The sequence below is a fragment of the Sphingomonas sp. GW821-FHT09E03 genome (assembly GCF_059416225.1).
On sequence record NZ_JBWKOS010000001.1, the window covers coordinates 730,160 to 756,727 of the forward strand.

Consider the following 26,568-nt stretch of genomic DNA (forward strand, 5'->3'; position numbering starts at 1 on the left):
TGGCAGCTTGGTGGTCGAAGCCCGGTGGGGGGTGACGAACCGCGCCTTGCCCCGCTAAAGCCACCCGCATGAGCGACCTTCCCAAGACCTTCGACCCCGCCGCGATCGAAACCCGCTGGTACCAGCATTGGGAGGCGAACGGGCTGTTCCGCCCCGACCGTCCGGGCGCGGAACCGTGGACGATCGTCAACCCGCCGCCCAACGTCACCGGCAGCCTCCACATCGGCCACGCGCTCGACAACACGCTGCAGGACATCCTCGTCCGCCACGCGCGGCTCAAGGGCAAGGACGCCCTGTGGGTGGTCGGCACCGATCACGCCGGCATCGCCACGCAGATGGTGGTCGAGCGGCAGATGGCGGCGGCGGGCGAGAAGCGCACCGATCTCAGCCGCGAGGATTTTATCGCCAAGGTGTGGGCCTGGAAGCAGGAGAGCGGCGGCGAGATCACCCAGCAACTGCGCCGGCTCGGCTGCTCGATGGACTGGACCAACGAGCGGTTCACCATGGACGAGGGCTTTTCCAAGGCCGTGCTCAAGGTGTTCGTCGAGCTGCACCGCCAGGGCCTGCTCTACCGCGACAAAAGGCTGGTGAACTGGGACCCGGGACTCGGCACCGCGATCTCGGACCTCGAGGTGGAGACGCGCGAGATCAAGGGCAGCTTCTGGCACCTCGATTACCCGCTCGCCGATGGCAGCGGCACCATCCGGGTGGCGACGACGCGGCCCGAGACGATGCTCGCCGACATGGCGGTGGCGGTGAATGCGAGCGACGAGCGCTATGCGGCGCTGGTCGGCAAGCAGGTGCGCCTGCCGATCACTGGTCGGCTGATCCCGATCATCACCGACGACCATGCCGACCCCGAGCTTGGCTCGGGTGCGGTGAAGATCACGCCGGGGCACGACTTCAACGATTTCGAGGTCGGCGTGCGCGCCGGGATCGCCGCGCGCGACATGCTCAACATGCTCGATGCCAAGGCGCGCATCGTCCAGACCGCTGACGGGCTGATCCCCGATGCGCTGATCGGGCTCGATCGCGCCGAGGCGCGCAAGGCGATCGTCCAGCTGCTCAAGGATGCGGGCGTGCTGGTGCCGCACCTCGACAAGGACGGCGAGGCGCATGACGCCGAACCGCGTACGATCCAGACGCCCTATGGCGACCGATCGGGCGTGGTGATCGAGCCGTGGCTGACCGATCAATGGTATGTCGACGCGGCGACGCTGGCGCGGCCGGCGATTGAGGCGGTGCGCTCGGAGAAGATCAAGATCGTCCCGAAGACCTGGGAGAAGACCTTCTTCAATTGGATGGAGAACATCCAGCCGTGGTGCGTGTCGCGGCAATTGTGGTGGGGCCACCAGATCCCGGCATGGTTCGCCGGCGACGGCCGGGTGTTCGTCGCCGAGACCGAGGCGGAAGCACAGGCGGCAGCCGGCGAGGGCGTGGCGCTGGTGCGCGATCCCGACGTGCTCGATACCTGGTTCTCGAGCGCGCTGTGGCCGTTTGCAACCCTGGGGTGGCCCGACGCCGCCGATCCGACGCTTGGCGGCCGCTACCCCAATGACGTGCTGATCTCGGGCTTCGACATCCTGTTCTTCTGGGATGCGCGGATGATGATGCAGGGGCTGCACTTCATGGCGGACGTGCCGTTCCGCACGCTCTACCTCCACGGCCTGGTCCGCGCCGCCGATGGCGCCAAGATGTCCAAGTCGAAGGGCAATGTCGTCAACCCGCTGGGGCTGATCGACCAATATGGTGCCGATGCGCTGCGCTTCTTCATGGCGGCGATGGAGAGCCAGGGCCGCGACATCAAGATGGATGAGAAGCGGGTCGAGGGCTATCGCAACTTCGCGACCAAGCTGTGGAATGCGAGCCGCTTCTGCCAGGCCAATGGCATCGGCGGGTCGACGACGCTCGAGGCGCCGGAGGCGTCGCTCGCGGTCAACCAGTGGATCATCGCCGAGACGATCCGGACGGTACAGGCGGTGGATCTGGCGCTGGCCGACTATCGCTTCGATGGCGCGGCCAATGCGATCTACCAGTTCGTGTGGAGCCGGTTCTGCGACTGGTATCTCGAGCTGATCAAGCCGGTGTCGGTGGGCGACGAGCGCGGCGCCATCGACGCGGAGAGCAAGGCGGTCGCTGGCTGGGTGCTCGACCAGATCCTGGTGCTGCTCCACCCGTTCATGCCGTTCATCACCGAGGAGCTATGGCATGCGATGGCGGATCGCGACCATGACCTGATCGTCGCGCGCTGGCCGATCGCGGATGCGCGCAGCCTCGATCCGGCGGCGGAGCAGGAGATCGACTGGCTGATCCGGCTGGTCAGCGAGGTGCGCGCGGCGCGGACCGAGCTCAACGTGCCACCGGGTGCGCGGCTGGCGCTCCACGTCCGCGACGCCGGCAGCGAGACCGCGGGGCGGCTCGAGCGGCAGGCGGCGGTGCTCGCTCGGCTGGCGCGGGTGACGCTCGCCGCGGGTGACGCCGAGGGTGGCGCGGCGCAGGTGGTGGTCGACGAGGCAACCTATGTGCTGCCGCTCGAGGGCGTGATCGATCTCGAGGCGGAAAAGGCGCGGCTGGCCAAGGCGATCGCCGCCGCCGCCAAGGAGCGCGATGCCCTCGCCGGGCGGCTCGGCAATGCGAGCTTCGTCGAGCGCGCCAAACCCGAGGCGGTGGAAAAAGCCAAGGCCGATCATGCCGACAAGGCGGCCGAGGCCGAGCGGCTGGGGGCAGCGCTGGCGCGGCTGGGGTAAGCTCCCCGCACGAGATGCCAGCGCAGGCTGGCATCTCGTGCGGCTCAATTCGAGAAGGAGCCGCATGAGACCCCAGCGTTCTCTAAGGTGACGGTGTTGGTCGGTGCGGAACAAGCGGGCGGGATCGCCCTCAACGCTCGACTGTTGAGCGATCCACGACCCAGGAGAGGACAGGATTTGGCGAAGCTCCAGCGCGACCTCACCAGCGGCTCGATCGGCTCGACGTTGCTCGCCTTCGCGCTGCCGACGCTGGGCTCCAACATCCTCCAGTCGCTCAACGGCTCGATCAACACGATCTGGGTCGGGCGCTTCCTCGGCGAGGGGGCGCTGGCGGCGACGTCCAACGCCAATATCATCATGTTCCTGATGTTCGGCGCGGTGTTCGGCTTCGGCATGGCGGCCACCATCCTGGTCGGGCAGAGCTTCGGGCGGCGCAACCTCGAGGGTGCGCGGCGGGCGTTCGGCTCGGCGGTGGGGCTGGTGCTCGGCGGTTCGGTCGCGATCGCGCTCGCCGGCTGGATGTTCTCGGCCGATATCCTGAGGCTGCTCGCGACGCCCGGCAGCGCGATGGGGCTGGCGGAGGATTACCTTCAGGTGATCTTCCTCGGCCTGCCCGCCTCGATGCTGCTGGTGCTGCTGATGATGGGGCTGCGCGGCACCGGCGATTCAATGACGCCATTGTGGTTCATGGCGCTGAGCGTGGTGCTCGATTCGGGGCTCAACCCGCTGCTGATTGCCGGGATCGGGCCGTTCCCGAAGATGGGCATCGCCGGCTCGGCGACGGCGACGCTGATCGCCAACCACATCTCGGCGCTCGGGCTGGTCGCCTATGTCTATGCGCGCGACCTGCCGATCCGGCTGAAGGGCCATGAGCTCGCCTGGCTGGTGCCGAGCCGCACGCTGGCGGCGACGATCATCCGCAAGGGGCTGCCGATGGGCGCGCAGATGCTGGTGATGAGCACCGCGGGGCTTACCATGGTCGGGCTGGTCAACCGGCTGGGCGTGGATACCGCCGCGGCCTATGCGGTGAGCCAGCAATTGTGGACCTATATCCAGATGCCGGCGATGGCGATTGGCGCTGCGGTGAGCGCGATGGCGGCGCAGAATATCGGCGCGGGGCGGTGGGACCGGGTGGGCAACATCACCCGTTACGGCCTGTTTTACACCGTCGGGCTGACCGGGGCGATGGTGGTGGCGATCCTGCTGTTCGACCGCGAAGTGATGACGCTGTTCGTCACCGGCGGCTCGCCGGCACTGCCGATCGCGCGCCACATCCAGCTGATCGCGAGCTGGAACTTCGTAATCTTCGGCATGACCATGGTGCTGTTCGCCACCGTGCGCGCCAATGGCGCGGTGATCGCGCCGCTGATCTGCCTGATCGTGGCGATGTACCCGGTGCGGCTCGGCTTCGCGCTCGGCGCGCGGGGCTGGATCGGCGCGGATGCCCTGTGGTGGAGCTTTCCGCTGGGATCGTGCGTGAACCTGGCGATGGCGATCGCTTATTACCGGTACGGCAACTGGCGGCGCGGCTCGGTGGTGGTGCCGCCGGACCCCGACGAGGCGGGCGAGCATGCCCATGCCGCGGGCGAGCCGGGCGGGCGGTTGCAGCCGACGGGGTAGGCTGGAGCCATGCCGAGCCGACGAGAGGGCGGGTCTTCGTGCTACGCCTCGATCGGCACCATCACCTCGATCACGCCGGCGGCGATCTTCGCCGTCACCGGAGTCTTGGCCAGCACCTCGCCATCGATCGAGATCGGCAGCGGCGGCTCGGTGCGGACGGTGAGGCTCTTGCCGCGGAAGTCGCGAGTGTGCTCGTGGCGGGCGTCGTGGCGGAACACGCTGGCAACCCAGTTCTTGACGAGGTTGCGCTTCACATGGCCGCACACCGCCTGGATGACGATCTCGCCCGAATCGACCTCGGCGGCGTCCACCAGTTCCTGGCCACCGTGATAGGGGCCGTTGGAGATGCGCACCTCGACCACCTTCATGCGGTGTTCCTGGGTGCCGTCGCCGACGATCAGCGTGAACGGCCGGAAGCGCACGAACTGCCACGCCGCCCAGCCGAGATAGCCGACCCGGCCGAGCACCTTCTTGAGGTTGTGCGGCACCGTTTCGGCAATCTGCGGGCTGATCCCCATTGCCGCGCAATTGGCGAAATAGTCGCCGTCGATCATGCCGAGGTCGATCCGCTTGGGATGGCCGCTGCGTAGCACCTCGATCGCGCCCTCGACGGTGAGCGGCACGCCAAGGGTGCGCGCGAAGCTGTTGGCGGTGCCGAGCGGGAGCACGCCGAGGATCACGTTCTTGCCGACCAGCAGGTCCACAAGGCCGCTGATCGTGCCGTCGCCGCCACCGAGGATGACGAGATCGGGCTTCTTCGCCAGTGCTTTGTTGACCGTGTCCTCGAGGTCCTCGGGTTCCTCCACCGCATGCGCGTCGACCGGATAGGGCAGATCGGCCATCGCCGCGCAGGCGCGCTCGAACAGCCGCTGTCCTTTACGGGACTTGGCGTTGACGATCAGCGCGGCGGACTTGATGGCGTTCACTCGATCATCCCACAAGTTACGCCCCCGCAACGCTTGGCATTCGCCGTCCGATCCCGCAAAGCCGGCGCATGTCCAGCTATCCCGCCCTTCGTCTTCGCCGCACCCGTGCCAGCGCGTGGAGCCGGCGCCTGCACGCCGAGACCGTGCTGACGCCTGCCGACCTGATCTGGCCGATGTTCGTGGTGGATGGTGAGGGCGTGGAACAGCCGATCGGAGCGCTGCCGGGGGTGTCGCGCTGGTCGGTCGACGGCATCATCGCCCGCGGCAAGGAGGCCCGCGACCTCGGCATCCCGTGCGTGGCGCTGTTTCCCTACACGCCGGCGGAGCTCAAGACCCCGGACGGGCGCGAAGGGCTCAACCCCGACAACCTGATGTGCCGCGCGATCCGCGCGCTCAAGGAAGCGGTGCCCGAGGTCGGCGTGCTCGCCGATGTGGCGCTCGATCCCTACACCAGCCACGGTCATGACGGACTGGTCGACGAGGCCGGCTATGTCGTCAACGACACCACCGCCGAGCTGCTGATCGAGCAGGCGCTCAACCAGGCGCGGGCCGGTGCCGACATCATCGCGCCATCGGACATGATGGACGGCCGGATCGGCATGATCCGCGCCGCGCTGGAGGGGGAGGGCGCCCACAATGTCCAGATCATGAGCTATGCCGCCAAATATGCCAGCGGCTTCTACGGCCCGTTCCGCGACGCGGTCGGCAGCCGCGGGCTGCTGAAGGGCGACAAGAAGACGTACCAGATGGACCACGCCAATGCCGAAGAGGCGCTGCGCGAGGTGGCGCTAGACCTGGCCGAGGGCGCCGACACGGTGATGGTCAAACCCGGGCTGCCCTATCTCGACATCATCGTGCGGGTGAAGCAGCGCTTCGAGGTACCGGTGTTCGCCTATCAAGTGTCGGGCGAATATGCGATGATCGAGGCGTCGGTGGCGGCCGGGGCGGGGGACCGCGACGCGCTCGTCATGGAGACGCTGATGGCGTTCAAGCGCGCCGGTTGTTCGGGCGTGCTGACCTATCATGCCGCTCATGCCGCGCGGCTGATGAATGGCTGATCGCGCCGCGGCCGATACCGCCGGCACGATGGGGCGGGGTGGCCGAGCCCTGTTCGTGGTGACGATCCTCGCCGGATCGTTCCTGCTGTTCCTGGTCCAGCCGATGGTGGCGCGGATGGCGCTGCCGCGGCTCGGCGGCGCGCCGGCGGTGTGGAATTCGGCGATGCTGGTCTACCAGACGCTGCTGCTCGGCGGTTATGCCTATGCCCATGCGCTGGGCGCGCTGAAGCCGCGCGCGCAGGCGGCGATCCACCTTGGCGTGCTGCTGGTCGCCGCGGCCTGGCTGCCGATCGGCCTCGTCGCGATCGATCTGCCGGCGACGCTCACGCCGGCGCTTGGCGTGCCGCTGCTGCTCGGCGCGTCGATCGGGCCGTTGTTCTTCGCGATCGCGGCGCAGGCACCGCTGGTGCAGCGCTGGTTCGCGCTGTCGAGCCGCGGCGGTGATCCCTATGCGCTCTATGCTGCGTCAAACGTCGGCAGCTTCGCCGGGCTGATCGCCTACCCGCTGCTGGTGGAGCCGCTGATGGCGCTGCATGGCCAGAGCTGGCTGTGGAGCGGCGGTTATCTGTTGGTGATCGCCCTGGTGCTCGCCTGCGCAACCCGGCTGCCGCGCGCCGCGGTCGCTGCGCACGTGCTGCCGACCAGCGCGCCGGCCAGTCGCCGCCGCGTGCTCCACTGGATCGCCTTGTCGCTGGTGCCCTCGGGGCTGATGCTGGCGACCTCCACCTATATCACCACCGACATCGTCGCGATGCCGCTGCTGTGGGTGCTGCCGCTCGGCCTCTATCTGCTGAGCTTCACCATCGCCTTCGCCGCACGACGCGAGACCGCGGACCTGCTCACCCGGGTGGCGCCGATCACCGTGCTGCTGTTCGGCGGCGTGATGATCGGCGGGTTCAACGCCCAGCCGCTGATCAACGTCTCGATGGCGCTCCTGTTGTTGTTCATGGTGTCGGTGGCGCTGCACACCCACCTCTACCGGCTGCGCCCGGCGCCCGACCGGCTGACCGGCTTCTATCTGGCGATGGCGCTCGGCGGCGCGCTCGGCGGCGTGTTCGCCGGCCTGATCGCGCCGGTGCTGTTCGACTGGACCTACGAATATCCGCTGCTGATCTTCGCCGCCGGGCTGCTGGTGCCGCAGGTCTATCTCACCGCCGGAATCCGCAATCTATGGTGGGGCAACGGCAAGTTCGCCGCTTATGGCGCGATCGCCGTCGCGCTGCTGGTCCTGTTCGTGCTGACCTTTGCGGGGCCGCAGGATCTGTTCGGCGAGGGCCATCAGGGCGTGGCGTTCATCGTCATCGCCGGCATCGGCCTGCTCTCGGTCGGCAACAAGCTGCCTTATGCGATCATCCTCGCTTCCGCGCTGACGCTGTTCGGCGGCTACCGCTCGGTGGCGCTGTCGTGGGAGAGCGGAGCGCGGACGCGCAGCTATTTCGGCGTCTACACCGTGCGCGAACGGTCCGGGGTGCGCGAGCTCGATCACGGCACCACGGTGCATGGCATCCAGCTCAAGGGCAGTCCGGTGCGCGAACGTACGCCGACCACTTATTATGCGCGGGGCTCGGGCGTCGGCCAGGCGATGGAACTGCTCGACGCGCTTTATGGTCCCCACGCGCAGGTCGGCGTGGTCGGGCTCGGCACTGGCACGCTCGCCTGCTACGCCAGGCCCAGCCAGCAATGGCGCTTCTACGAGATCGACCCCGCGGTGGTGCGGATTGCGCGCGACACCGGGCAGTTCACCTATCTGCGCGATTGCCTGCCGCGGCCGACCATCCGGCTCGGCGATGCGCGCATTAGCCTGTCGCACGACACGCCAGCGAGCCTCGATCTCCTCGCGCTCGACGCCTTCTCGTCCGACGCGATCCCGATGCATCTGATGACCGCCGAGGCGTTCGCGACGTATGCGCGGGTGGTCGCGCCCGACGGGCTTTTGCTGGTGCACATTTCCAATCGCTTCCTCGATCTCGAACCCGTGGTGGCGGCTGCGGCGCATGACGGCGGCTGGAGCGCGCTGCAGCTGATGTATCGGCCGACGCCGCTCGAACCAGGCGCCTCGCCGAGCCAGTGGATCGCGCTGTCACGTAACCCGAATGCGCTCAAGGCGCTCAAGGCGCTCGATGCCGATTGGGCGCCGATCCACGCCCGGCCGGGGTTCGCCGCCTGGACCGATGATTATTCGACCATCCTGCCGCTTCTCAAGTGGCGCCAGCATTGATCGGCGCCGCCCGCCCCTCATCCTAGGCGGCGGGTAGGGCGTGCTGCAGGCGGGTGATGGTCGCGGTCTGCGCGTCGACCTCTTCCTGGGCCTTGCCGCGCAGGGTGGTCAGCGCCGGATAGGCGGGCGCTAGGCTCGCCGCGCGATCGCTCGCGGCTTGGTCAAGGTCGGTGAGAAGCGACGACGCCTGCGCGCGCCAATCGTCGAGCTGGGCAAGCGCGGTCTGCGCATCGAGCCAGGCATCGCTGCCGACCGCGGCACCGCGCGCCTTGCGGCCTGCCGCATCGGCCTTGGCGGCATCCGCCGCAAAGCCATTGGCGACGCCCTCGAGCGAGGTGCCGAGCGTCGCGATCCTGGCATCAAGCGCCGGATCCGGCTTGGCCTCCACCGGCCTGGTGGCGGGTTCGGCGAACCCGAGCTTCTCGATCGGGCGCGGCGCCAGCGAAGGGTAGGTGCCCGAGTCGGTGGCGCAGGCCGCGAGTAGCGGGGCGAGGACGATCGGGCACGCGAGAGCGGCGGCGGTGATTTTCATGACGCGGGTCTATGCGGCGGAGAAAAGTGACGCAACGCACTTGCGTGGTTTCATCGGTCTGCTATCAGCGCGCCTCCAATGCACCCATAGCTCAGCTGGATAGAGCATCAGACTACGAATCTGAGGGTCGGGCGTTCGAATCGCTCTGGGTGCACCACCATCCCCGCTCAAGCCCCGGCTTGGCGGGGATTGTTGTTTGTGGCGGCGATCGGTGCTGCCCTTCCCATCCAGACGTGCGGCGATAATCTCGCATCGTCGGCAAGCGTTGCCGGCGAAGGCAGGAGGACGCGATGTCGGACAAGTCGATTGGCGAACGGCTGCAGGTGAAGGGCGATCGTCGCCTCGCCGTGATCGAGGCACCGGCGGCGGTGGACGCCGCGATTGGGCGGCCCGAGGCGCGGGTCGCGCCGGACCAGGCGGAGGTGGTGCTGCTGTTCGCCGCTGACCGCGCCGCGCTCGACGCAGGCCTCGACACATGGTTGCCGCGCCTCGGCGAGGGCTGCATCCTGTGGGTCGGCTATCCCAAGCTGACCTCCCTTCTGGCCCGTGACCTCAATCGCGACCTGATTCGGGCGGCAATGATCACGCGCCGGCTGGACACGGTGAGCCAGATCGCGATCGATCAGGACTGGTCGGCGATGCGGCTGAAGCGGATCGCCTGATCCGCCGGACTCGGGGATGCCAAGGTCCGGCAGGACCGCTAAGGCCGGCGCATGATCCGCCGTTTCCTGTCGCTGTTCGAGCCCTTTATCCTGATGCTGCTCGCCACCGTGCTGCTTGCCACGGTGCTACCCGCCCGCGGCGAGGCCGCCACGGTGGTCGCCTACGCCGCCGATGTCGGCATCGTGCTATTGTTCTTCCTCCACGGCGCCAAGCTGTCGCGCGAGGCGATTTGGGAGGGCGCGCGCAACTGGCGGCTGCACGCTGCGGTGCTGGCGACCACCTTCGTGCTGTTTCCGTTGCTGGGGATCGCCATGAGCCACGTGCCCGGGCTCACCGCGCCGGTTGCGATCGGCATGGTGTTCCTCACCCTGCTGCCCTCGACGGTGCAATCCTCGATCGCCTTCACCGCGATCGCGCGCGGCAATGTCGCCGCGGCGGTGTGCAGCGCATCCTTTTCCAACCTCATCGGCATCGTGCTCACCCCGGCGCTGGTCGCGGTGCTGATCGGCGGCATGGGTGGCGGGGGGAGCGGCATCTCGCTTGGCGCGGTCGAATCGATCGTGCTGCAGCTGCTGGTGCCGTTCGTCGCCGGGCAGTTGCTGCGGCCGTGGATCGGTGGCTTCGTCAGCCGCCACAAGGCGCTGCTCGGCGTGGTCGATCGCGGGTCGATCCTGCTGGTGGTCTATAGTGCGTTCGGCGCCGCGGTGGTCGAGGGGCTGTGGCACCGGGTGTCTCCCGCCAGTCTCGGGATCATCCTGCTGCTGTGCGCGGTGCTGCTCGGCGTGGTGCTGGGGGTGACCTGGCTGGTCGGGCGGGCCCTGGGCTTCAGCCGCGAGGATGCGATCGTGCTGCTGTTCTGCGGCTCGAAGAAGAGCCTGGCCTCGGGAGTGCCGATGGCCGGGGTACTGTTTCCGGCGGCGCAGGTGGGCGTGGTGCTGCTGCCGATCATGCTGTTCCACCAGATCCAGCTGATCGCCTGCGCGCTGATCGCGCGGCGTTATGCGGGGGCACCCGCGGCAGGTCAGGACGTCCAAGGGCAACCGACGAACGGGTGAGGGGCATTCGCCCGGTCTGGTCAGCCTGCCGCGGCGATCGCGGCGAGCACCGGGGCGGCAAGGTCGCGGCGGCAGATCAGCAGGTCGGGCAACAGCGGGTTGTGGCAATTGTAGACCAGCGGCGCGCCGTCGATCCGCGACGCGTGCAGCCCGGCGGCAAGCGCCACCGCGGCGGGCGCGCAATTGTCCCATTCGAACTGGCCGCCGTCATGCAGGTAGATATCGGCGCGGCCGTCGACCACCGCCATCGCCTTGGCACCGGCCGAACCCATCGGGATCAGCGTCGCGCCGAGCGCCTCGCCGACGCGGCGGGCGACGTCGGGGGCGCGGGTGCGGCTGACCACCATCCGCGGTGGATCGCTGCAGGGGTGATCATAAGGCGCGTCACTGGTGACATAGACCTTGCCGGCGGCGGGCACCGCGACCGCGCCGATGCTGGGGCGGCCATCCACCGCGAGGCCGATGTGGACCGCCCAATCGGCGAGGCCCTCGGCATATTCACGGGTACCGTCGAGCGGATCGACGATCCACACCCGGCTGGCAGCACAGCGGGCGGTGTCGTCGATCGACTCCTCCGAGAGGATGAAATCGGCCGGGCGCGCGGCGCGCAGGCGCCTGATGATCAGCTGGTTGGCATCCTCGTCACCGCGGTCGCCGAGGAGGCGGCCGGTGCAGCCGCTATGGGCGCGGATGTCGAGCAGCAGCGCGCCGGCCTCGAGCGCGATCGCGCGGGCGAGATCGGCATCAGTCATGGCTTGGGGTCACAGGTCCGGGCTCCATACGCCCAAGACATGCTCGACGATCCGCTCGGCGGCGGCCTCCGGGCTTTCGCGCCGGGTGTCGACGCGGATCTCGGGCGCCTCAGGCGCCTCATACGGGCTGGAGATGCCGGTGAAATGCGCGATCTCTCCGGCGCGCGCCTTGGCGTACAATCCCTTCACGTCGCGAGCTTCCGCCGTTTCCAGCGGCGTGTCGACGAAAATCTCGACGAACTCGCCGGCGGGCAGCAGGCTGCGGACCAGCGCGCGCTCGGCGCGGAACGGCGAGATGAAGGCGGTCAGCACGATCAGCCCGGCATCGGTCATCAGCTTGGCGACCTCGCCGACGCGGCGGATGTTCTCGATCCGGTCGGCATCGCTGAAGCCGAGATCCTTGTTGAGGCCGTGGCGGACGTTGTCGCCGTCAAGCAGGAAGCTGTGGCGGCCGAGCGCGTGGAGCTTCTTCTCGACGAGGTTGGCGATGGTCGACTTGCCCGAGCCCGACAGGCCGGTGAACCACAGAAGCCGCGGTGCCTGGCTTTTCTGACGGGCATGCGCCTCGCGGCCGATGTCGATCGACTGCCAGTGGACGTTCTGCGCACGGCGCAGCGCGTGGGCGATCATGCCGGCGGCAACGGTGGTGTTGGTCTCGCGATCGACCAGGATGAAGCCGCCGAGCTCCTGCGACTCGGCATAAGCCGCGAACACGACCGGCCGGTCGGTGAACACCTCGGCGACGCCGATGTCGTTGAGGGCGAGCGTCTTGGCGGAGAGCTCGGCCTGGGTGTTGACATCGACCACGTGGCGCGGCGGCTGGACGGTGGCGCCGACCGTCTGGGTGCCGAGCTTGAGCCAATAGCCGCGGCCGGGGACCAGCGGAACGTCGGCGAGCCAGACCATCGTCGCGAGGAACTGGTTGGCGGCCTCGGGCGGGTGCTCCGCCGCCGCGATGACGTCGCCGCGCGAGCAATCGACCTCGTCGGCGAGCACCAGGGTGATCGCGTCGCCGGCGCTCGCCTGGTCGCGATCGCCGGCGAAGCTGACGATCCGGGCGATGCTGGTGGTGCGGCCCGAGGGGACGAGGCGCACTGCGTCGCCGGGGCGGACCGTGCCGCTGGCGATCGTGCCGGCGAACCCGCGGAAATCGAGGTTGGGGCGGTTGACCCATTGCACCGGCATGCGGAACGGCGCCGTGGCGGCGCGATCGGCTTCGACCGGGATCGCCTCTAGATGCGGCAGCAGCGCCGGGCCGATGTACCAGGGCATGTCGGGCGAGGCGCTCGCGACATTGGCGCCGCTGAGCCCGGACAGCGGGATGGCGGTAAAGCCGGCGATGCCGATCGAGGCGGCGAATTCGGCATAGTCGGCGACGATGGCGTCGAAACGCGCCTGATCATGGCCGACAAGATCCATCTTGTTCACCGCGAGCACGATGTGGCGGATGCCGATCAGATGCGCGAGGAACGAGTGGCGCCGCGTCTGGGTTAGCACGCCCTTGCGCGCGTCGATCAGGATCACCGCGCAATCGGCGGTCGACGCGCCGGTGATCATGTTGCGGGTATATTGTTCGTGACCGGGGGTATCGGCGACGATGAACTTGCGCTTCTCGGTGGCGAAGAAGCGATAAGCGACGTCGATGGTGATGCCCTGCTCGCGCTCGGCGGCGAGGCCGTCGACCAGCAAGGCAAAATCGATGTTCTGCCCCTGCGTGCCGAGCCGGCGGCTGTCCGCCTCGAGCGCGGCGAGCTGGTCCTCGAAGATCGTCTTGGAATCGTAGAGCAGGCGACCGATCAGCGTCGACTTGCCGTCATCGACCGAGCCGCAGGTGATGAAGCGCAGCATCGACTTGCGCGCGTGAAGGTCGAGATAGGCGTGGATGTCGGCGGCGACCAGCGCGTCGGGGGTGTAGGCGGTCATGCGTCTGCCCCGGCGACGCGGACGCGGGAGGAGTGGCCCATCAGAAATACCCCTCGCGCTTCTTCTTTTCCATGCTTTCACTCTGGTCGTGGTCGATCGCCCGGCCCTGGCGTTCGGAGGTGGTGGTGAGCAGCATCTCCTGGATCACCGCGGTCAGCGTGGTCGCCTCGCTCTCCACCGCACCGGTCAGCGGATAGCAGCCAAGGGTGCGGAAGCGGATCGAGCGCTCAACCGGCACCTCACCGTCGCGCAGCCTGAAACGATCATCGTCGACCATCAGCAGCATGCCGTCGCGCTCCACCGTCGGCCGCGGTGCGGCGAGGTAGAGCGGCACGATCTCGATGCCCTCGGCGAGGATATATTGCCAGATGTCGAGCTCGGTCCAGTTGGACAGGGGGAAGACGCGGATGCTTTCGCCGCGGTGGATGCGGGCGTTGTAGAGATGCCAGAGCTCGGGGCGTTGCGCCTTGGGATCCCAGCCGTGGCCGGCCGAACGGAACGAGAAGATCCGCTCCTTGGCACGGCTCTTCTCCTCGTCGCGCCGGGCGCCGCCAAACGCCGCATCATAGCCGCCGGTGGTGAGCGCCTGCTTCAGCCCCTCGGTCTTCCACAGGTCGGTGTGGCGGCTGCCATGATCGAACGGGTTGATCCCGGCCGCCGCGGCGTCGGGGTTCTTGTGGACGATGAGCTCCATGCCGGCGGCCGCCGCGGCGCGGTCGCGCAGCGCATACATCGCCTGAAACTTCCAGGTGGTGTCGACATGGAGCAATGGAAACGGCGGCCGTGCCGGGAAGAAGGCCTTGCGCGCGAGATGCAGCATCACCGCGGAATCCTTGCCGACCGAATAGAGCATCACCGGGCGCTCGGCCTCGGCGACGACTTCACGCAGGATGTGGATGCTCTCGGCTTCGAGGCGATCGAGATGGGTGGGCCCGCTCATGCCACCTCAAATAGTGGCCGGTTCGCCGCGCGCGATCAACTTATCCTGTGCCGCGCCCTAGCGGGCGTGCGGGTCCCCCTGCCGTCGTTCGACCGAATCGATCAATTGGCCGCCGGCCATGAACACCGCCACCGGGCAGGCCGCGAACAGCAGCCAGCCACCATAGCCGGGATATTGCTGCAGATAGTGCATGCCCCGTTCCACCGCGCCGAGCCCGAGGCCGTAGATGATCAGGAAGGCCTCGAACTTGGTCTTGATGATGAACAGGCGACGGATACGGTTCCACATGCCGGGTGATCAGCAAGGACAATGCCAATCCCAGAAATCCGCCACTCCAGCCGAGGCTGATATGGTTAGCTGTCAGTTAACCCGACAGGTGCAACGTTTCCAATAGAGCGGCACGCGCGGCCTCGACATCGCGGATCAGCGCGTCGCGGCCGAGATCGCCGGGATCGATCTCGCTCGGCCAGGTGGCGGTGACGGTCGCGGCGATCCGATCGAGCGCAGCCTCGTCGACCAGGAAGCGCGGATCGACCGTGGCCGGATCGGCGACAACGCGCAGGCGCAGGCACGCCGGGCCGCCGCCGTTCGCCATCGATTCGGTGACGTCGACCACCTCGACCCGGCGGATCGGGCCGTTGCCGGCGACGTGGCGCTCAAGCCAGCCCCATACCGCACAATTGGCCCGCGCCTCGCTCGGCACCACCAGCGCCATGCCGGCCGCCGTCGTCACCAGTTGCGCATTGAACAGATAGGAGGCGATCGCATCGGCGAGGCTGACCTCGGCAGCGGGCACCTCGACGATCTCGACCTCGGGCAGCAGGCGGCGGCAATCGGCGTAGAAGCCGTCCCGGTCGGCGAACGCCTGTTCGTGCGCAAACAGCACGCGCTCGTTGGCGACCGCGACGACATCATTGTGGAAGGCGCCGGCGGCGATCGCCTCGGGTGATTGCTGGACCAGAAGGGTGCGCGCCGGATCGAGCCGGTGAGCGCGCGCGACCGCCTCGCTGGCATCGCGATGCTGGCGCGCGGGGAAGGGGCCGCCGGGCAGGGTGTAGACGAAGATCTCGATCCCCGGCGTGTCGTGGCGCGCACACAGCCGCATGTGGTTGGCGGCACCCTCGTCACCGAACGGCGCCGGGATCGGGCCGTGGACGGCAAAGGCGTCGGCGGCGAAGGCGAGGCGGAGCTGCGCGAGCGTCTCGGGCCATTCGTGGCTGCGATGCGGCATCGTCATCAGATTGGCGACCGTGAAGTGGCAGCGGCCGTCCGCGGTGTCGGGCGCGGGCGAGACAGTGGCGGCATTGGCGGCCCACATCGCCGAGGCGGACATCGCCTGCGCCTGAAGGTGCCGGGGGGCGTCGGCCTGGGTGGTGGCGAGCGCCGCCAGCCAGCGGTGGTCGGGGCGGGCATGAGGCAGCAGGACACCTTGGACGAGCCCGAGCGCGAGGTTGGCGCGCATCTTGGCAATGCCCTGCAGCGCAGCGGCGCGGGGGCGCGACAGCTGCCCGGCATGCGCGGTGGCGGCGAGGTTGCCCGGCGACAGGCCGGCATAATTGTGGCTCGGCCCGACGATGCCGTCGAAGTTGATCTCGACCAGCTTCATCCCGGCGCTCACCAGCGGCCCACGTGAAGCACGTCATCGTCCTCGTTGACGCCGAGCGCCCAGGCGCAGTCGGTGGAGAGCACCACGGTGTCACCCACCGTGCGAACCTGCCCGAAGGTGCAGCGGAAGTCCGCCAACCGGCCGGTGGCGACCAGCGATTCCACCCCGCCATCGGCATCGATCGCGATCACCGAGGCGCGCTTCGCCTCGGCCACCGAATGCACCCGATCGGTGCGTGCGGTCATGGTCGGGCCGCCATCAAAGATGTCGACGTAATTGTCGAAGGCGAAGCCCTCGTTCTCGAGCATGCGCATCGCGGCGCGGCCGTTGGGATGCGGCAGGCCGATCGCGGCGCGGGCGGTGTCGGTGAGCATGGCGATGTACACCGGATGCTTGGGCATCAGATCGGCGATGAACTGGTGGCCGTTGATCGCGTTGAATTCGTCGGCATCCTGGAAGTTCATGCCGAAGAAGCGGCCGGCGATCCCGTCCCAGAAAGGCGAGCCGCCGGCCTCGTCGATGATCCCGCGCAGTTCGGCGAGGATGCGATCGGCAAAGCGCGCGCGGTGCGCGGCGATAAACAGGTAGCGGCTGCGCGCGAGCAGCAGGCCAAGCCCGCCGGCGCGCTCGCCGGGGTGGAGGAACAGCCCGCCGACCTCGCAGCTCCCCTCCAGATCGGTCGCGAGCGAGAGCATCTCCGCACGGAAGGTGCGGCCGAGCTCCTTGCTGTGCTGGGTCAGCGTGCCGCGGCGATAGCTGTAGAAGGGGTGACGCTGGCCGACCTGAGTGAACAATTGGCAGGTGCCCCGGACGTCGCCGGTGGCGACATTCTCGAGCACCAGCACGAAAGCCTCGTCGGCCAGGCTGTCGTCGGTGCGCGCGAACGCCTCGTCGCTGCGCTCGAGCTTGGCGCGCAGCGCGCGGCGATCGGGCGGCAGGTTGGTGAAGCCGCCGCCGGTGAGCTTGGCCATTTCGTAGAGATGCTGGAGATCGTCGACGGTGGCGGCGCGAATGCGGTAGCTCATGGCCGGCCCCGTGCGGCAAGACGCAGGATGGTGACGGCGGAGAGCGCCGCGCGTTCGGCGAGACTGTCGACGATCATATATTCGTCCGCCGAATGGATCGAGCCGCCGCGAACCCCCATCGTATCCACCACCGGTACCCCTGCTGCCGCGATGTTGTTGCCGTCGCACACGCCGCCGGTCGCGCGCCAGCCGATATCGAGGCCGAGATCGCCGCCGGCCTCGCCGATCAGCGCGAACAGGCGGGCGGCGCCCGCGTCGATCGGCTTGGGTGGACGATTGAAGCTGCCGTGGAGCTCGAGGTGGACGTCGTGCCGGGCTGCGACCGCGGCGACGGCGGCGTCGATATGCGCCTGGGCGCGGGCGATTTCGTCCACATTCGCCGGGCGGAAGTTGACGCGCACCACCGCGAGGTCGGGGATGACGTTGTTGGGGCCACCGCCATCGATCCGGGCGGGGTTGACCGACAGGTGCGGGCTGCGCGCCTCGGCGAGGCGGAGCACGAGGTCAGCGGCGGCGACGATCGCATTGCGGCCATCATCGGGGTTGCGGCCGGCGTGGGCGCTGCGGCCGCGGACCACGATCGAGAAGTTGCCGGTGCCGCCGCGCGCGCCGGCGAGCGTGCCGTCGGCGAGCGCGGGCTCGTAGGTAAGCGCGGCGTGCTTGCCGCGCGCCGCCTCGGCGAGCAGCGAAGCCGATGACAGCGAGCCGGTTTCCTCGTCGCTGTTGATCACGATCTCATAGCCGAGGTCGGCCGCCGCAGGACTGGCCTCAACCGCATCGAGCGCGGCTAGCATCACCGCAAGGCCGCCCTTCATGTCGGCAACGCCGGGACCGTTGAGCGTGCCGTCGTCGCGATGGTGGAGGGCCTGAAACGGGTGATCGCGGCCGTAGACCGTGTCCATGTGGCCGGTGAACAGCAATTGCACCGGCGCCTCCGGGCGGACCACCGCGTGGAGATGCCGGCCGTGCGCCAGCGCGTTGACCCGGCCATCGGCATCAACCGCGTCGACCGAAGTCGGCTCGACCAGGCGAATGGTAGCGGGCAGCGCGGCGGCCGCGTCGGCGAGCAGGCCGGCCATCGTCGCAACGCCGGCGAGGTTGCGCGTGCCGCTGTTGATTGCCGCCCAGGTCTCCACCCGGGCGAGCATCGCCGCCTGGTCGATCCGATCGACTGCTGCCTGTTCCGCCGTTGAAAGCCCTGTCATTGCGGCATCCTAGCGGCAAGGATCAGAAGCTGTACACCAGCGATGCGCGGGTCGCTGTGTCGGTGGAGACCGATCCCACCGGCGGCTCGCTTTCATATTGGAGATTGTATGACAGCGAGGCGGACAGCGGCCCGATCAGCTTGGCGGTTACTGCGGTGGTGCTGCTCAGCGTCGAATTGGCGCTCTGGAAATAGCCATTGGCGTTCTCGGTGACCGACAGGCCGGGGAGGATCTTCCAGCTGAACACCGCCGAGCCGCGCGCGGCGACGTTGCTCTGGATCGTGTCGTCGGTGAACGAGGTATAGCGATAAGCGGGCCCGAGCTCGACATCGAGCCGGATTGCAGGCGACTTGATCGCGCTGTAGCCGAACCCCGTTGAGGCCGAATAACGATCGAAATAGCCGAGGAAGCGGTCGCTTTCATACTGCGCCGAGCCGTAAATATAGAGCCGGTCGTCGATCTTGAGGTTGGGCTCGTAGCTTGCGAGATAATGCTCGCGATTGGTGATGTTGTCGTTTTCCTGATAATCGGCCTGGGCGTGGAATTTGTGGCGCCAGCGCAGGCCTTCACGGACGAGATCGAGCACCGCGCTGCCACCCGCCGACTTGGTGTTGCCGGTGGTGAGATAACCGCCGAGCTCGGCCTTGCCGGTCCACAGATCGAACACCCGGGCTTGCTTGATCTTCTCGTTACGCGCGGTGGCGCGGTCGCTGCGCCACTTCTGGGCGATGGCGAGCACGGCATCGGCGCTCGCGGGATCGGCGAGACGGGCATATTTCACCACCACCGATACATCGCCGTCGTTGCCGGACTGGATCGCGGCATCGAGCATCGAGCGGATCGCCGCCGGGATCGGCACCGGATCATTGCCCGGCGCTCCAGGCGCGGCTGCATTGGCGAGCAGCAGCGGCACGGCGAACAAAACAAGCAAATTACGCACGGCTACACCCTTAGCCAGGCCGATCGGCAGCGACATCCTAGCGCGCGGCGGCTGCGCCGAGCTGTGGTGCGAATGCGGCGAGTATCTGCTCGTACAGCGTCTTCTTGAACGGCACGATCATCGCGGGGAGATCGGCGGGGTCGCTCCAGCGCCAGGCGCGAAACTCCGGGTGGTCGGTGGCGATGTTCACGTCGCTGTCCTCGCCGAGGAAGCGGAACAGGAACCAGCGCTGGCGCTGACCGCGCCACTTGCCGTGCCACACCTTGCCGACGAGATCCGCCGGCAGGTCGTAGAACAGTTCGTCGGGGGCGACGGCGATTAGCTCGACCTTGTCGGGGGTGACGCCGGTTTCTTCGCCGAGCTCGCGGATCGCGGCGGTGGCCGCCTCCTCGCCGCGGTCGATCCCGCCCTGCGGCATCTGCCACGCCTCGACGGTGGTATCGATGCGCTGGCCGACGAACACCTGGCCCCGGGCATTGATCAGCATCACGCCGGCGCAGGGACGATAAGGGAGAGAATCACTCATGCCGCCGCCTGTAGCATCACCCGTGCGGCTTCGGCTTCCCCGATCGTCGCCTTGAGCGCCGCGAGGAAGCCGGCGATGTCGCCGCGGCTCGACGGGATCGCGCGGCGCAGGGTGGCGAAGCCATGGATGGTGCCCGCCGCTTCGCGGAACACGACCGGGACGCCGGCGGCGGCGAGCGCGCCGGCATAGGCCCGGCCCTGATCGCGCAGCGGGTCGAGCCCGGCGGTGAGCACCACCGCCGGCGGCAGGCCGGCCAGGTCGCCCGCCATCGGCGAGCCGCGGTGATGGCCGACGTCGGCGGCATAGGCATCCGCGAACCACATCATCGTCTCGCGGCTGAGCAGATAGCCTTCGCCGAACGCGGCGAAGGAAGGGTAGTGCGTGGCGGTATCGGCGGCCGGGTAGATCGGGCCTTGGACGATCACCGGCACCGCGGCGGGGGCATCGCGCAAGTCGATCGCGGTGACGATCGCCAGCGTGCCACCGGCGCTGTCGCCGGCAAGGACGAGGCTGGTGACGGCGCGGCCGAGCACGGCGGGGCTGCCCGCCACCCAGCGCGCCGCGGCCTCGCAATCGTCGGGGGCGGCGGGCCAGCGATGCTCGGGCGCGAGCCGATAATCGACCGAGATCACCGGCAGATCGAGCACGCGGGCGAACTCGGCACACAGGCTGGCGTGGGTATCGATATTGCCGATGACGAAGCCGCCGCCGTGGAAGAAAACCAGCGCCGGCCCCGGCTCTCGCGCGGCGCGGGCGTCGAACAGGCGGGCGGGGATGGCGCCCGCGGGGCCCGGGATCGCCAGGTCCATGATCGTCGCCAGCTCGCCGACCGGCAGATCGGCGACATCCTTCATCGCCACGAACTGCCGGCGCGCCTCGTCGGGCGTCATCTGGTGAGTATGCGGCCCGGGAAGATTGTTGAGATAGCCGAGGAAGCTCGCGACATCGGGGCGGACGTGAGGGGCGGCGGCGGGATCGGTCATGCGGCACTCCGGCGCCGCTTGGGGCGAAGCGGCGGGCTTCCTACCTAGGCGGGGTGATTCCGATCGTCCACCATCCCGCCTATGTCGCGCCCGCGCCGGCGCGCTCCACCTATCGCTGGAACAAGAACGGGCTGATCCGCGACCTGTTAGTCGCCGCGGGGACCCGCGTCGGCTGGCACCAGCCCGAGCCGATGCCGCTCGCCTGGCTGGAGGCGGTGCACGATCCCGACTATGTCGCCGAGGTGCTGGAAGTGCGGGTGCCGCCCGCCAAGACGCGGCGGATCGGCTTTCCGGTGACACCCGAGGTGGCGCGGCGCGCGCAGGCGGTACCCGGCGGCACCTGGCTCGCGGGCCGGCTGGCGCTGGCGCATGGCTTTGCTGCCAACACCGCCGGCGGCAGCCACCATGCGCTGGCCGACACCGGCGCTGGCTATTGCGTGTTCAACGATCTCGCGCTCGCCGCGGTGCGGCTGGTGGAGGAGGGCGAGGTCGAGCGGATCGCGGTGGTGGATTGCGACGTCCACCAGGGAGACGGCACCGCGTCGCTGCTCGCCGGTCGGCCGGGGATTGCGACCTATTCGATCCATGCCGAGAAGAACTTCCCGGCGCGTAAGGCCCGCTCGACGCTGGACGTGCCGCTCGCGGACGGGACCGGCGACGATGATTATTGCCGGCTGCTCGCCGAGACGCTGGCGCCGTTCCTCGACGAGGTGCGGCCGCAGCTGATCCTCTACCAGGCGGGGATCGACCCGCTGGCGGTCGACCGGCTGGGTCGGCTGGCGCTGAGCGACGACGGGTTGGCGCGCCGCGAGCGGCTGGTGGCGGGGCTGGCGCGTGAACGAGGCGTGCCGCTGGCGAGCACGGTGGGCGGTGGCTATGGCGACGACGCGATGGTGCTGGCGGAACGGCACGTGCGCGCGATCATGACGCTGGGGGAAGCATTCGGGCTGTAGCGGGGAAGGCGGACCCAGCATTGCCATCTTCCCCATCGGCCTGCGCTGCGGCATGAGCCGCGCGATGAACGCCCGGGCCACGATCCAGCAACATAACCGCCCGCGCCGCGCCGCCCGCCTGGTCGCGCCGATCTTCCATCGCTTCCTTGACCGGATCGATGCCGGCCTGGAGGCAGGCGGCATCGAGGCGCGGCTGCCGGACGGATCGCAGCGGCTGCTCGGCGGGCGCAAGCCCGGGCCGGTGCCGATCGTGGTGATCAGGCGCTGGCGGGCGCTGGTGCGGCTCGCCACCGGCGGCTCGGTGGGCTGGTACGAAGGCTGGGCCGCGGGCGACTGGACCAGCCCCGATCCGGTGCCGCTCTTCGACCTGTTCATGCGCAACCGCGTGCCCCTGGCGAGCGTGGCGCGCGCCGGCGGCCTGTCGCGGCTGGCCCTGCGCTTCTACCACTATCTGCGTCGCAACAGCCGCACCGGATCGCGCCGCAACATCGCCGACCATTACGACCTCGGCAACGATTTCTACCGCGAGTGGCTCGACCCGAGCATGACCTATTCGAGCGCCATGTTCGCGCGCGGCGACACGCTGGAGACGGGGCAGGCGCGCAAGCTCGCCGCGGTGCTCGCGCGGACCGGTACCAAGCCGGGCGATGCCATCCTCGAGATCGGCTGCGGCTGGGGATCGTTCGCCGCGGCGGCCAGCGCCGGCGGCAGGCGAGTCCACGGGCTTACCTTGTCGACCGAGCAGAAGGCGGTGGTGGATGCCCAAGCGCTGCCCGGGGTGAGCGTGGCGCTGACCGACTATCGCGACGTCACCGGCACCTATGATGCCGTCGCCAGCATCGAGATGGTGGAGGCGGTGGGGCAGCGCTACTGGCCTGCCTATCTCGACACGATCGCGCGGGTGCTCAAGCCCGGCGGGCGGGCGGCGATCCAATATATCAGCATCGCCGACGACGTGTTCCCCGCCTATGCCGACGGCGTCGATTTCATCCAGCGCTATATCTTCCCCGGCGGCATGCTGCTCTCCGACAGCCGCTTTCGCGCGCTCGCCGAGGCCCGCGGGCTGGCATGGACCGATCACGAGGCGTTCGGGATCGATTATGCGCAGACGCTGCGCCACTGGTATGAGCGGTTCGACGCGGCGGATCACGACGGCCGGCTGCCGGCGCGGCTCGACCGTAAGTTTCGCGAGCTGTGGCGCTATTATCTGATGTATTGCGAAGGCGGCTTTCGCGGGCGCGGGATCGATGTCGCGCTGGTCACGCTGGTGAAGCAGGGCTGAGCCGTATCGTCATCCCGGCGCAGGCTGGGGCCTTTCGCCATGGAGCGGAAAGAGGCGCCAGAGATCCCAGCCTGCGCTGGGATGACGGTGCCCGTCAGGCGTCGACGCGCTCGACATGGCCTTCGGCAAAGCCCTCGATCGCCAGCGCGACGATGCGGTCCGCTACCACCGCGGGTTCCTTCACCGATTGCGGATCCTCGCCCGGATAAGCGCGCGCGCGCATTTTGGTTCGGGTGGCGCCGGGATCGATGATCGCGGTGCGGATGCGGCTGATCTCGGACACTTCGTCGCCATAGGCGCCGAGCAACGTCTCGAACGCCGCCTTGGAGGCGCCATAGGCCCCCCAATAGGCGCGCGGGCGGCGGCCGACGCTGGAGGTGAGGCCGATGATCTTACCGGCCCGGGCACGGCGCAGCATCGGATCGAACGCGGAGATCATCGCCGCCTGCGCGCTGATGTTGAGGGTGAGAACCTGCGCCAGTTCCTTGGGGTCGATCGCCGGCACCGCCGCCAGGCTGCCGAGCATCGCCGCATTGAGCACGAGCAGGTCAAGCGCCTGCCAGCGCTCGCCGATCGCCATGGCGAGCCGCGCGATGCTGTCGGTCTGAGTGAGGTCGAGCGGCGCGATCGTCGCCGAGCCGCCGGCGGCGAAGATCACCTCTTCCACCGCCTCGAGATCCTTGGCGGTGCGGGCGGTGAGCACGACATGCGCGCCCTGTGCCGCCAGCGCGATCGCGGTCGCGGCGCCGATGCCACGGCTGGCGCCGGTGACGATCGCGATCTGGTCCTGAAGAGGCTTGGTCACGCCGATGATCAGATCACGCGCTCGGCGAGCATCTGGAACTGATCGACCGGCGAGGTATCGTCATGGTCGGTCAGCGTCGTCGGATAGTCGCCGGTGAAGCAGGCGTCGCAATATTTGGGACGGATTTCGGCGCGGCGGGCTTCGCCGAGCGCCTTGTAGAGCCCATCGATCGAGACGAATTCCAGGCTGTCGGCATGGATGAAGTCGGTCATTCCGCCAAGATCGAGCTTGGCGGCGAGCAGCTTCGCACGTTCCGGCGTGTCGACGCCGTAGAAGCAGCTATGCCGCGTCGGCGGGGAAGCGATGCGCATATGGATCTCCGCCGCACCGGCATCGCGCATCATCTGCACGATCTTGAGGCTGGTGGTGCCGCGCACGATCGAATCATCGATCAGGATGATCCGCTTGCCCTTGATCAGCGCGCGATTGGCGTTGTGCTTGAGCTTGACGCCGAGGTGGCGGACCTTGTCGCCCGGCTGGATGAAGGTGCGGCCGACATAATGCGAGCGGATGATGCCGAGCTCGAACGGGATGCCCGATTGCTGGGCATAGCCGATCGCCGCGGGCACGCCCGAATCGGGCACCGGGATGACCAGATCGGCCTCGACCGGCGATTCGATCGCGAGCTGGGCACCGATCGCCTTGCGCACCGTATAGATCGACTGATCGCCCGCGATCGAGTCGGGGCGCGAGAAATAGACCCATTCGAAGATGCACGGCCGCGGCGCCATCGGCGCGAACGGACGGATCGAGCGGACCTCGTCGCCCTGGACGATGACGAGTTCGCCGGGCTCGATCTGGCGCTCGAAGGTGGCGCCGCAGACGTCGAGCGCGACGGTTTCGGAAGCGAAGATCACCGCGCCGTCCAGCCGGCCCATCACCAGCGGGCGAATGCCTAGCGGATCGCGGCAGCCGATCATGCCCTCGGGCGTCATTACCACCAGCGCGTAGGCGCCCTCGATTTGCTTCAGCGCATCGATGAAGCGATCGAGCAGCGTGCGATAGTTGGAGGTGGCGACGAGATGGATGATCGTCTCGGTGTCGCTGGTCGACTGGAAGATCGAGCCGCGGCGGATCAGCTCGCGGCGCAGCTTCATCGCATTGGAGATGTTGCCATTGTGCGCGACCGCGAAGCCGCCGCTCGCGAGCTCGGCATAGAGCGGCTGGACGTTGCGCAGCGCCGTTTCGCCGGTAGTGGAATAGCGGACGTGGCCGACGGCATGGTCGCCCGGCAACGCGCGGATGACGTCGTCGCGGTCGAAATTGCCGGCGACATGGCCCATCGCGCGATGGGTGTGGAAATGATGGCCGTCGAAGCTGGTGATGCCGGCCGCCTCCTGGCCGCGGTGCTGCAGGGCGTGGAGGCCCAGCGCCACGAGCGCGGCAGCGCTGTCGCTACCGGAGACACCGAATACCCCGCACTCTTCGCGGAGTTTGTCGTCGTCGAACGGATGAGTAGTCAGCATGGCAGGGCTCACGTGATGCGGGGCGGCAGGTGGGGCGTGCGAGGCGCCATATAGGCACCGCGGGCGGATTTGTCGCGTGTTTGTCACAGGAAAACGAACCCATCCGTCTCATCGCGGGTTTTCGCACCCCGGAAGGAGAGAGCCCATGGCCAAGGATCACGGCCGTCAGATCAAGGACGACGGCCTGTACGAAGAGCTGCGAAGCCAAGGTAATTCGGCGGAAAAGGCGGCGCGGATCGCCAACGCCAAGGCCAATGGCTCGCTGGATCATCGCAGCACCAAGCTGGAGGCGCGCAGCAAGGCGGACCTGCTGGAAGAGGCACGCAAGATCGGGATCGCCGGACGCTCCAAGCTCGACAAGGCGGGCCTAGCCAAGGCGATCCGGGACCACAAGTAGAAGAGAGTTGGGACCAGCGGCGGCGCTTCCGTCGCGGCGGCGGTCGGGATAGGAAGCGTCATGGCCGATCCCCGCGAAACCGAACTTGTCCTCGATCCCAAATATGACTCCGCGGGGCTGATCACCGCGGTGGTGACCGACCGCGCCGGTGCGCTGCTGATGGTCGCGCACATGAACGCCGAGGCGTTGGCCCTTACCCGGGCGAGCGGCGAGGCGACCTTCTGGTCGCGCAGCCGCGCCCGGCTGTGGAAGAAGGGCGAAACCTCGGGCAACGTGCTGCGCGTGGTCGAGATGCGGATCGACTGCGACCAGGATGCCCTGTGGGTGATCGCCGATCCCGCCGGTCCCTCCTGCCACACCGGCGCGGCGAGCTGTTTCTACCGCCGGCTCGAGGGGGACGCGCTCGTGCCGGTGGCATGAGGCGCATCGTGATCACCGCGGCGCTAATGCTGGCGGCGTGCGGCGACGAGCCCGCGGCGGTGGATCGCTCGCCCGGCGCGCAGCTGGAGCAGGCGGCCCGCGCGGCGGGGATTGTCGCCGATCCGGCACGCGCGAGCCTCGTCGGCTCCTGGGCGCGCGAGACCGACCGGATGTGCGTGGTGCCTGCCGCCGCCGGCGACAGCCGCAATCTCCGGCTCGGCGTGCTGATCGATTATGGCGAGGGGCAGGGCTGTGTCGCCTCGGGCACAGCGCGGCAATCGGGCGACAAGGTGGCGGTGAGCTTCGGCGGCTGCCGGTTCGATGCCCAGTTCGATGGCGAGCGGCTGAGCTTTCCGGCCGATCTGCCCGCCGCCTGCGACGCGCTCTGCACCGGCCGAGCGACGCTGTCGGCGGTGTCGGTGGAGCGGCTGAGCGCCTCGGCGTCGGAGGCGGAAACGCTGCGCGCGCCCAGTGGCAAGCCGCTCTGCACAGGTTGACGTTGACGTAAAGGTCAGGTAGTTCGGGC

At 68.5% G+C, this 26,568-nt stretch carries 25 protein-coding genes and 1 tRNA gene; 12 read left to right on the forward strand and 14 right to left on the reverse strand.

Going from position 1 to position 26,568, the window contains the following annotated elements:
- Positions 1 to 68: 68 nt before the first annotated feature.
- The gene (locus AC07M8_RS03865; protein WP_495173060.1) at positions 69 to 2,747 is read left to right on the forward strand and encodes a valine--tRNA ligase; all 2,679 of its coding nucleotides are present in this window, start codon (positions 69 to 71) and stop codon (positions 2,745 to 2,747) included.
- Between the two features lie 177 nt (positions 2,748 to 2,924).
- Positions 2,925 to 4,367, forward strand: a complete 1,443-nt coding sequence (locus AC07M8_RS03870) for an MATE family efflux transporter (protein WP_495173061.1) — start codon at positions 2,925 to 2,927, stop codon at positions 4,365 to 4,367.
- 41 nt (positions 4,368 to 4,408) lie between these two features.
- On the opposite strand, the gene AC07M8_RS03875 is transcribed toward AC07M8_RS03870, so the two are convergent.
- Positions 4,409 to 5,293, reverse strand: coding sequence for a diacylglycerol/lipid kinase family protein (locus AC07M8_RS03875; RefSeq protein ID WP_495173062.1), 885 nt, complete (start codon positions 5,291 to 5,293; stop codon positions 4,409 to 4,411).
- A gap of 68 nt (positions 5,294 to 5,361) precedes the next feature.
- On the opposite strand from AC07M8_RS03875, the gene hemB reads away from it, so the two are divergent.
- Complete coding sequence (hemB, locus tag AC07M8_RS03880) at positions 5,362 to 6,351, forward strand: porphobilinogen synthase (protein ID WP_495173063.1); 990 nt, start codon at positions 5,362 to 5,364, stop codon at positions 6,349 to 6,351.
- A complete protein-coding gene (locus AC07M8_RS03885) occupies positions 6,344 to 8,569 on the forward strand; it encodes a fused MFS/spermidine synthase (protein ID WP_495173064.1) in 2,226 nt (741 codons plus the stop codon). Before hemB ends, AC07M8_RS03885 begins: the two co-directional genes overlap by 8 nt.
- A gap of 22 nt (positions 8,570 to 8,591) precedes the next feature.
- Here the strand turns inward: AC07M8_RS03885 and AC07M8_RS03890 are convergent, their stop codons facing one another.
- Positions 8,592 to 9,101, reverse strand: coding sequence for a hypothetical protein (locus AC07M8_RS03890; protein ID WP_495173065.1), 510 nt, complete (start codon positions 9,099 to 9,101; stop codon positions 8,592 to 8,594).
- 80 nt (positions 9,102 to 9,181) lie between these two features.
- On the opposite strand from AC07M8_RS03890, the gene AC07M8_RS03895 reads away from it, so the two are divergent.
- The 3 genes from AC07M8_RS03895 (at position 9,182) to AC07M8_RS03905 (ending at position 10,819) form a co-directional block, all read left to right on the forward strand.
- Positions 9,182 to 9,258 (forward strand) — tRNA-Arg (locus AC07M8_RS03895).
- A gap of 133 nt (positions 9,259 to 9,391) precedes the next feature.
- Positions 9,392 to 9,763, forward strand: a complete 372-nt coding sequence (locus AC07M8_RS03900) for a hypothetical protein (RefSeq protein ID WP_495173066.1) — start codon at positions 9,392 to 9,394, stop codon at positions 9,761 to 9,763.
- A gap of 51 nt (positions 9,764 to 9,814) precedes the next feature.
- Entirely contained in the window at positions 9,815 to 10,819 is a 1,005-nt protein-coding gene (locus tag AC07M8_RS03905; protein WP_495173067.1) for a bile acid:sodium symporter family protein, read from the forward strand.
- Between the two features lie 20 nt (positions 10,820 to 10,839).
- Here AC07M8_RS03905 and AC07M8_RS03910 read toward each other — a convergent pair whose 3' ends face one another.
- The 10 genes from AC07M8_RS03910 to AC07M8_RS03955 all read right to left on the reverse strand — a co-directional run bounded on the left by AC07M8_RS03910 (position 10,840) and on the right by AC07M8_RS03955 (position 20,719).
- Positions 10,840 to 11,571 (reverse strand): 3'(2'),5'-bisphosphate nucleotidase CysQ, encoded by a 732-nt coding sequence (locus AC07M8_RS03910; RefSeq protein WP_495173068.1) that lies wholly within the window; start codon positions 11,569 to 11,571, stop codon positions 10,840 to 10,842.
- Between the two features lie 9 nt (positions 11,572 to 11,580).
- Positions 11,581 to 13,494, reverse strand: coding sequence for a sulfate adenylyltransferase subunit CysN (cysN, locus tag AC07M8_RS03915; RefSeq protein ID WP_495173069.1), 1,914 nt, complete (start codon positions 13,492 to 13,494; stop codon positions 11,581 to 11,583).
- A gap of 40 nt (positions 13,495 to 13,534) precedes the next feature.
- Positions 13,535 to 14,434, reverse strand: coding sequence for a sulfate adenylyltransferase subunit CysD (gene cysD, locus AC07M8_RS03920; RefSeq protein WP_495173070.1), 900 nt, complete (start codon positions 14,432 to 14,434; stop codon positions 13,535 to 13,537).
- Positions 14,435 to 14,491: 57 nt separating this feature from the next.
- Complete coding sequence (locus tag AC07M8_RS03925; RefSeq protein ID WP_495173071.1) at positions 14,492 to 14,722, reverse strand: hypothetical protein; 231 nt, start codon at positions 14,720 to 14,722, stop codon at positions 14,492 to 14,494.
- A 76-nt stretch (positions 14,723 to 14,798) separates the two neighbouring features.
- Positions 14,799 to 16,040, reverse strand: coding sequence for an N-succinylarginine dihydrolase (locus AC07M8_RS03930; RefSeq protein WP_495173072.1), 1,242 nt, complete (start codon positions 16,038 to 16,040; stop codon positions 14,799 to 14,801).
- Between the two features lie 8 nt (positions 16,041 to 16,048).
- Entirely contained in the window at positions 16,049 to 17,065 is a 1,017-nt protein-coding gene (locus tag AC07M8_RS03935) for an arginine N-succinyltransferase (protein ID WP_495173073.1), read from the reverse strand.
- The gene (locus AC07M8_RS03940) at positions 17,062 to 18,270 is read right to left on the reverse strand and encodes a hydrolase (RefSeq protein ID WP_495173074.1); all 1,209 of its coding nucleotides are present in this window, start codon (positions 18,268 to 18,270) and stop codon (positions 17,062 to 17,064) included. The genes AC07M8_RS03935 and AC07M8_RS03940 overlap by 4 nt, the downstream gene beginning before the upstream one ends.
- 22 nt (positions 18,271 to 18,292) lie before the next feature.
- Complete coding sequence (locus tag AC07M8_RS03945) at positions 18,293 to 19,210, reverse strand: DUF481 domain-containing protein (RefSeq protein WP_495173075.1); 918 nt, start codon at positions 19,208 to 19,210, stop codon at positions 18,293 to 18,295.
- A gap of 37 nt (positions 19,211 to 19,247) precedes the next feature.
- Entirely contained in the window at positions 19,248 to 19,736 is a 489-nt protein-coding gene (locus tag AC07M8_RS03950) for an RNA pyrophosphohydrolase (RefSeq protein WP_495173076.1), read from the reverse strand.
- On the reverse strand, positions 19,733 to 20,719 hold the full coding sequence (locus tag AC07M8_RS03955) for an alpha/beta hydrolase (RefSeq protein WP_495173077.1): 987 nt from the start codon (positions 20,717 to 20,719) through the stop codon (positions 19,733 to 19,735). The genes AC07M8_RS03950 and AC07M8_RS03955 overlap by 4 nt, the downstream gene beginning before the upstream one ends.
- A gap of 53 nt (positions 20,720 to 20,772) precedes the next feature.
- Between AC07M8_RS03955 and AC07M8_RS03960 the strand changes: the two genes are divergently transcribed.
- Both AC07M8_RS03960 and AC07M8_RS03965 read left to right on the forward strand, forming a co-directional pair.
- On the forward strand, positions 20,773 to 21,672 hold the full coding sequence (locus tag AC07M8_RS03960) for a histone deacetylase family protein (protein WP_495173078.1): 900 nt from the start codon (positions 20,773 to 20,775) through the stop codon (positions 21,670 to 21,672).
- A gap of 64 nt (positions 21,673 to 21,736) precedes the next feature.
- Positions 21,737 to 22,954: a class I SAM-dependent methyltransferase gene (locus AC07M8_RS03965; protein ID WP_495173148.1), complete on the forward strand. Its 1,218-nt coding sequence runs from the start codon at positions 21,737 to 21,739 to the stop codon at positions 22,952 to 22,954.
- Positions 22,955 to 23,048: 94 nt separating this feature from the next.
- Here the strand turns inward: AC07M8_RS03965 and AC07M8_RS03970 are convergent, their stop codons facing one another.
- Positions 23,049 to 23,759, reverse strand: a complete 711-nt coding sequence (locus tag AC07M8_RS03970) for an SDR family NAD(P)-dependent oxidoreductase (protein ID WP_495173079.1) — start codon at positions 23,757 to 23,759, stop codon at positions 23,049 to 23,051.
- Between the two features lie 8 nt (positions 23,760 to 23,767).
- Positions 23,768 to 25,225, reverse strand: coding sequence for an amidophosphoribosyltransferase (gene purF, locus AC07M8_RS03975; RefSeq protein WP_267396232.1), 1,458 nt, complete (start codon positions 25,223 to 25,225; stop codon positions 23,768 to 23,770).
- Between the two features lie 145 nt (positions 25,226 to 25,370).
- On the opposite strand from purF, the gene AC07M8_RS03980 reads away from it, so the two are divergent.
- The 3 genes from AC07M8_RS03980 to AC07M8_RS03990 are packed head-to-tail and all read left to right on the forward strand — an operon-like array spanning position 25,371 to position 26,539.
- Positions 25,371 to 25,622, forward strand: a complete 252-nt coding sequence (locus AC07M8_RS03980) for a DUF7218 family protein (RefSeq protein ID WP_495173080.1) — start codon at positions 25,371 to 25,373, stop codon at positions 25,620 to 25,622.
- Positions 25,623 to 25,682: 60 nt separating this feature from the next.
- A complete protein-coding gene (gene hisI, locus AC07M8_RS03985) occupies positions 25,683 to 26,042 on the forward strand; it encodes a phosphoribosyl-AMP cyclohydrolase (RefSeq protein WP_495173081.1) in 360 nt (119 codons plus the stop codon).
- Complete coding sequence (locus tag AC07M8_RS03990) at positions 26,039 to 26,539, forward strand: hypothetical protein (RefSeq protein ID WP_495173082.1); 501 nt, start codon at positions 26,039 to 26,041, stop codon at positions 26,537 to 26,539. Before hisI ends, AC07M8_RS03990 begins: the two co-directional genes overlap by 4 nt.
- The last annotated feature ends 29 nt before the right edge of the window (positions 26,540 to 26,568 follow it).

Excerpts from the sequence above, each read along its gene's own strand:
- AC07M8_RS03865 (WP_495173060.1), top strand. The coding sequence starts at position 69 with ATGAGCGACCTTCCCAAGACCTTCGACCCCGCCGCGATCGAAACCCGC.
- hemB (WP_495173063.1), top strand. The coding sequence starts at position 5,362 with ATGTCCAGCTATCCCGCCCTTCGTCTTCGCCGCACCCGTGCCAGCGCG.
- AC07M8_RS03885 (WP_495173064.1), top strand. The coding sequence starts at position 6,344 with ATGGCTGATCGCGCCGCGGCCGATACCGCCGGCACGATGGGGCGGGGT.
- AC07M8_RS03890 (WP_495173065.1), bottom strand. The coding sequence starts at position 9,101 with ATGAAAATCACCGCCGCCGCTCTCGCGTGCCCGATCGTCCTCGCCCCG.
- AC07M8_RS03900 (WP_495173066.1), top strand. The coding sequence starts at position 9,392 with ATGTCGGACAAGTCGATTGGCGAACGGCTGCAGGTGAAGGGCGATCGT.
- AC07M8_RS03905 (WP_495173067.1), top strand. The coding sequence starts at position 9,815 with ATGATCCGCCGTTTCCTGTCGCTGTTCGAGCCCTTTATCCTGATGCTG.
- AC07M8_RS03910 (WP_495173068.1), bottom strand. The coding sequence starts at position 11,571 with ATGACTGATGCCGATCTCGCCCGCGCGATCGCGCTCGAGGCCGGCGCG.
- cysN (WP_495173069.1), bottom strand. The coding sequence starts at position 13,494 with ATGACCGCCTACACCCCCGACGCGCTGGTCGCCGCCGACATCCACGCC.
- cysD (WP_495173070.1), bottom strand. The coding sequence starts at position 14,434 with ATGAGCGGGCCCACCCATCTCGATCGCCTCGAAGCCGAGAGCATCCAC.
- AC07M8_RS03925 (WP_495173071.1), bottom strand. The coding sequence starts at position 14,722 with ATGTGGAACCGTATCCGTCGCCTGTTCATCATCAAGACCAAGTTCGAG.
- AC07M8_RS03930 (WP_495173072.1), bottom strand. The coding sequence starts at position 16,040 with ATGAAGCTGGTCGAGATCAACTTCGACGGCATCGTCGGGCCGAGCCAC.
- AC07M8_RS03935 (WP_495173073.1), bottom strand. The coding sequence starts at position 17,065 with ATGAGCTACCGCATTCGCGCCGCCACCGTCGACGATCTCCAGCATCTC.
- AC07M8_RS03940 (WP_495173074.1), bottom strand. The coding sequence starts at position 18,270 with ATGACAGGGCTTTCAACGGCGGAACAGGCAGCAGTCGATCGGATCGAC.
- AC07M8_RS03950 (WP_495173076.1), bottom strand. The coding sequence starts at position 19,736 with ATGAGTGATTCTCTCCCTTATCGTCCCTGCGCCGGCGTGATGCTGATC.
- AC07M8_RS03955 (WP_495173077.1), bottom strand. The coding sequence starts at position 20,719 with ATGACCGATCCCGCCGCCGCCCCTCACGTCCGCCCCGATGTCGCGAGC.
- AC07M8_RS03965 (WP_495173148.1), top strand. The coding sequence starts at position 21,737 with ATGAACGCCCGGGCCACGATCCAGCAACATAACCGCCCGCGCCGCGCC.
- purF (WP_267396232.1), bottom strand. The coding sequence starts at position 25,225 with ATGCTGACTACTCATCCGTTCGACGACGACAAACTCCGCGAAGAGTGC.
- AC07M8_RS03980 (WP_495173080.1), top strand. The coding sequence starts at position 25,371 with ATGGCCAAGGATCACGGCCGTCAGATCAAGGACGACGGCCTGTACGAA.
- hisI (WP_495173081.1), top strand. The coding sequence starts at position 25,683 with ATGGCCGATCCCCGCGAAACCGAACTTGTCCTCGATCCCAAATATGAC.
- AC07M8_RS03990 (WP_495173082.1), top strand. The coding sequence starts at position 26,039 with ATGAGGCGCATCGTGATCACCGCGGCGCTAATGCTGGCGGCGTGCGGC.